The following is a 4,656-nucleotide window of genomic DNA, read 5'->3' as shown; positions in this document are numbered from 1 at the left end:
TTTTCAAATATGGACTTAATCACATAATGCAAGTGTTGTTAAATGCTAATAATCAGAATGATATTGATATCTTTAAATTTTTGTCATGTACTTAGAAGTTAAATACAAAGCTTATTGATTGAAAATCTGAAAATCGGTAATAAGGCAAACAATATTGCTATCGGTATCACGTCCGATATAACTTTGGTAAAAGCCATCGCCCAGTCCTGTGGAGAACATAGCTACATCCTTATATATTAGTCCTGTATTGCCATTTTTCTCAAACTCCTTTATTATGTAATCGCTTCCATCTTCCTCATCCAGTTGTTTCAGATATTCTTTATAGCTGTCCGCATCCGCAAAACATCCTGTTCCGGAATCTACGCCATAACCATATAATTCGTCCTTTTTAGGCTTTATATCCTCTGTAAGGGCAATATCCCAGCTTTGAACGTCATTATTCGAAAATTTGAGACGGGCAAGAGCGACCCTTCGGTCTCCGAATTTGCTCGCAAGGGCTATTTCTACAGGATATGCTCCTTTCGGAAATGCGGTTATAAATGGCTGTCCGGATGATACTAAAGGGTCTGCTGTTATTATTTCCCCACTGGTTATGTCAATATTTCCCAATTCGCGTTTTTCAAAAATCCACCCTTCGTAAACGCATAGCTTATCATCAAAAGCAGCTTCGAAAAGACCACTTATTTTCAGCCCTTTCAGATTATTACATGGTTTGGATTTAGGTAAACGGGTATCGGCAGGTCCATCTTCGGGTAACCGTACATATCTTGCTTCCTGTTGGATTTGCCATTGTTTAGCCATAAAAGAATTATCTCCAATATGGTAAAACTCATGAAAAAACAATGATTCGACTGGTACAACTATTATCGATTTGGAATCTATATAGTTTTTCCTCCATTCGTTCCATCCGGTCAGGGATTCTGCTACTTTATCAGTTTCTCCTAATTTGATAAAGCCATATGCCATATCACGATAATCCTGTCTGTAATAATCCTTTACTTTAGCTTCTTCAAATTCCTTATTCAGCCTGTCAGGTTCTTCCGTTTCCTTTAGTGACAGGTATTCTTCGGGTTGTAAAATATGGTCTTTCTTGAATGGGTTGTCATTCTCTTTTTCCAGTATGGTTAATAAGCGCTGAGCTTCATCTATACGGTTGGTTTTGATGGCAGCCATATCGACCAACATGTAATCGAAAAGCTTTTCATCTCTCCAATATGCCTTTATCAGGCTATAATAGACTTCATTACTCATCGCATATATAAGCAAGTCCATAACGCGCATCCAGTCTTTGCTGAAGTACGCGTTTAACTGTGCCAGTACATAGGCCGTGAGTGGCTGGTACTTTTCGCCTTCTGATATTAGTACATCGAGACCTTCTTTTATACGTCCGCGACGGATAATCTCGCAACCTTCGTGATATTTCTTTGGTATGTTCTTAGGTACTTTCTCTGAATACCTTTCAGGTATAACAAACGGATATGATTCGACAACCGCTTTGTTTTCGTTGAATAGTGTTTCCATATATAGTTTTGGTTAAGATTATTTCTTCCTGATATTTTCAAAACTCTGCCAGTATCTTCACATTCAACTGGCGGCCAGTCAGGTAATTCGGAACAGCATACTGCTGATTATAAACATCAGTTACCCAGTAGTATGTATTTGTATTCTGCATGTCGAATATATTAAATACATCCAGTCCCAGCCATACATTCTTAAATGCTTTGCAGAACGAATTGGTATTGCGTATAGCGAACTTTTCGCCCAATACCTGCCACGAAAAGCCTATATCTACACGTTTGTATGCAGGCGTGCGGAAATATCCGTTCTCGTATCCCTTGTATGGGGCTGAAACAGGTAACCCCTGCGACCATAGCCCCCGAAGGCTCATCCTTAGCCGCTCATATCCCGGCATATAATCCTGATAGAACAGGGCGAAATTGAACCGCTGATCTGTAGGAAGAGGAACTTTTATCCCGTCTATTTCCTGTTGCGCTTTCATCAGCCCGAAGCTAATCCAGCTATCCGCACCCGGAATGAATTCTCCGTATAATTTAAAATCCATACCCATGGTATAACCTTTTGCGCTGTTTTCGCCCGAATAGCGTATCTTTACATTGTTCACAGTGTACGGGATAAGGTCTGAGAGTTTCTTATAATATATCTCCCCCGACAGTTTGAATGGAGGAGTATTACGTTCGCCGCCACCCCCGAAGTAGTAGTCGCTACCCAAAACGATATGGATGGATTTTTGTGACTTAATATCTTTATTGAGCTCGATGACGTTGTTGCCGTCAACATTTACAGTACGCTGAAACTCTTTATAAAACGGAGCCTGATAGTAAATACCTCCTGCAAGGCGTACCGAGAAGTTTTCATTTCCCGCAGGAACAAAGGCTATAGCCCCGCGCGGACTAACGATAAGCTCTTCGTTGAATGTCCAGTAACTGGCACGTACACCCGCGTTTATAATAAACAGCCCCTTGTCGGTATTCCATCTGTATGTATCCTGTATAAATCCGGAAAAACGTGAAGGGCTTATTTTATTATCGGCTTTCAGGTTCGAATACAGGTTGACATCCGTACCTGTACTAGGGAGTGAATAACCTGCCGAATCACGCATTTCCCATTCATTGATTTTATCCCTAACGTTTTCCTTCTGGTAGGTAAGCCCCCATTTCAGCAAGTTATCCCCGGCCTTGAGGTCTCCAAAATGGCTGATTGTATACACTTCAGATTTTACTTTGTTGCGGGCATGCTCTATATATTTCCCGATCCCGAGGTACGAAGAATCATCGGTAGTATCATTTTCGCCGGATAAATCCAACTCTTTCAGCACATAGCTTCCTTCTATATCGTAACGCTCCCTTTCGTCAGATGAAAAGGTCGAACCTGTGATGCCTACATTCAGGTTCTCATTTATCTTGCCTTTCAGTGTCAATGCCGCCTGATAAGTAATAAACCTGTCCTTTTCCCATCCATCGAAATGGACAGTGAAGTTGCGCGGAGTCATCAGTGTACCAAAACTTGTGCTGCGTGTCTTTGGGCTAAATTCGTATGTGTTGTGTGAGTAATTGCCCAGCAAGCTAACTTCCCATTTTGGAGATAAGTCGTACGTCATGTATGTTTGCGCGTCGATAAAGGTCGGGTCATATTCCGCTTTGGTATCGGTGGTGCTTAATAGCGAACGGGTTGTCTTATAACGTATCCCTGTAATCTGGGAGAATCGTCCCGATGAATTTCCTATATGGACACTTCCTCCGAGTAATCCCGCCGAAGCGGAGGCTTCGAATTTTTCGGGCTTTTTATATGTTATATCCAATACCGATGACATCTTGTCTCCATACTCAGCGCTGAATCCTCCCCCAGAGAATCCTACTGTCTGTACCATGTCAGGATTTATAAAACTTAACCCTTCCTGCTGTGCCGAGCGTACCAAAAGAGGGCGGTATATTTCGATGCCGTTTACATATACAATGTTCTCATCGAAGTTTCCGCCACGTACGGAATACTGCGAACTAAGTTCGTTGGTAGAACTGACCCCGCCCATTGTAGCAAGGAGTGATTCTATGCTGCCCCACGGATTTGACGCGCGCCTGGTTGCCAGATAATCGATTCGTTCGATAACTGTGGTCACGGTTCTTTGCCCTTCGATGGTAACAGCCCCCAATTCGTTATCTTCTTTCAGTTCGGCATTCAGGCTTACATCCTGTGTTGGTTTGGCTATGATATACTGATGGCGCTGATAGCCTACCAGCGAAAATACAATCCTGACCGAATCGCCGGACGTTACGGTTAATGTGTATTCCCCTTTACTGTTGGTCATCGTTCCGTTACGGCTGTTCATCTCAGATACAGAGACTTGCTCCAAAGCCTCTTTATGCTGGTTTACGACTTTTCCTGTAATTTTTATCTGCTGGGAATAAGCAAAAGAAGAGATAGATATGAGAAGCAAAAGTATATTTTTCTTAATCATATAGTAGGATTTGTGCTGGCAAATTTAGATATATATTTTCTGTGTACCAAGCCTTTATTTTGTGAAAGCTTATTTGGAGAGCATTTTTATTAATTCTACGAATCCGGAGGCATATTTAGAGTCTGTTTAAATTTTATAGCAAATCTTTTTTATAGCTATTTCCAGATGGATTTTATCATTTTTACTAGCCGAACCAACGGTCAGCGGAGCTAATTAGTGGGCTAAACCAAGAGTAAAAAGGGAATTGAAAATCGGCGGAGCCAAAAATACGCTAAAAAGAGCATAAAAAAATTGCTAAGAACTATTGACCAGAACCTGTAATAAAAATTTTCGCTAAAATTTAAACACAATAGTTCGTTATAAATAGATATAATTGATTGATTTTCAACAAAATAAGCATTAAATAACTTGGATAGTTCGCTGATTATCAATATCTTAGTAGATTGACCAAAATCTATAAAGTAATGACAACCAACGAACATCCAAATGCTAATATGTTTATACTTAATACTTTAAGTTCGGATATTTTTTCAAATATCAAGCAGACAAGAAAAAATTTTATATTCCACCTGCTAATGTTTTATTTAGGCATTAAAGGTAAAATAAATTTCTTGCAACTTGCTCGTTTTTCCCGGTACTGTGAACAATATTTTAGAATAAATTTCGAGAATATATTCAATTTT

2 protein-coding genes and 1 pseudogene are annotated in these 4,656 nt (G+C 40.2%); 1 reads left to right on the top strand and 2 read right to left on the bottom strand.

Translation table 11 applies throughout. The features are described from left to right. Positions 1 to 111: 111 nt before the first annotated feature. Positions 112 to 1,521 carry a DUF4241 domain-containing protein gene (locus D0T84_RS21350; RefSeq protein WP_163309955.1) on the bottom strand — a complete coding sequence of 470 codons (1,410 nt, stop codon included), beginning with the start codon at positions 1,519 to 1,521 and terminating at the stop codon, positions 112 to 114. Between the two features lie 37 nt (positions 1,522 to 1,558). After that, positions 1,559 to 3,973, bottom strand: coding sequence for a carboxypeptidase-like regulatory domain-containing protein (locus D0T84_RS21345; protein ID WP_163309954.1), 2,415 nt, complete (start codon positions 3,971 to 3,973; stop codon positions 1,559 to 1,561). A gap of 464 nt (positions 3,974 to 4,437) precedes the next feature. On the opposite strand from D0T84_RS21345, the pseudogene D0T84_RS22670 reads away from it, so the two are divergent. After that, positions 4,438 to 4,656, top strand: a pseudogene (locus tag D0T84_RS22670) (hypothetical protein); the annotation flags it as partial.

Origin of the sequence: Dysgonomonas sp. 521 (assembly GCF_010501055.1) — a bacterium.
In the GTDB taxonomy this organism is placed as follows: Bacteria; Bacteroidota; Bacteroidia; order Bacteroidales; family Dysgonomonadaceae; genus Dysgonomonas.
The sequence above is the reverse complement of the archived record's forward strand: the minus strand, read 5'-3'. Positions and strand labels throughout refer to the sequence as shown.

What these genes read in the sequence shown, in the direction of transcription:
- D0T84_RS21350 (WP_163309955.1), bottom strand. Translation starts at nt 1,521, where the DNA reads ATGGAAACACTATTCAACGAAAACAAAGCGGTTGTCGAATCATATCCG.
- D0T84_RS21345 (WP_163309954.1), bottom strand. Translation starts at nt 3,973, where the DNA reads ATGATTAAGAAAAATATACTTTTGCTTCTCATATCTATCTCTTCTTTT.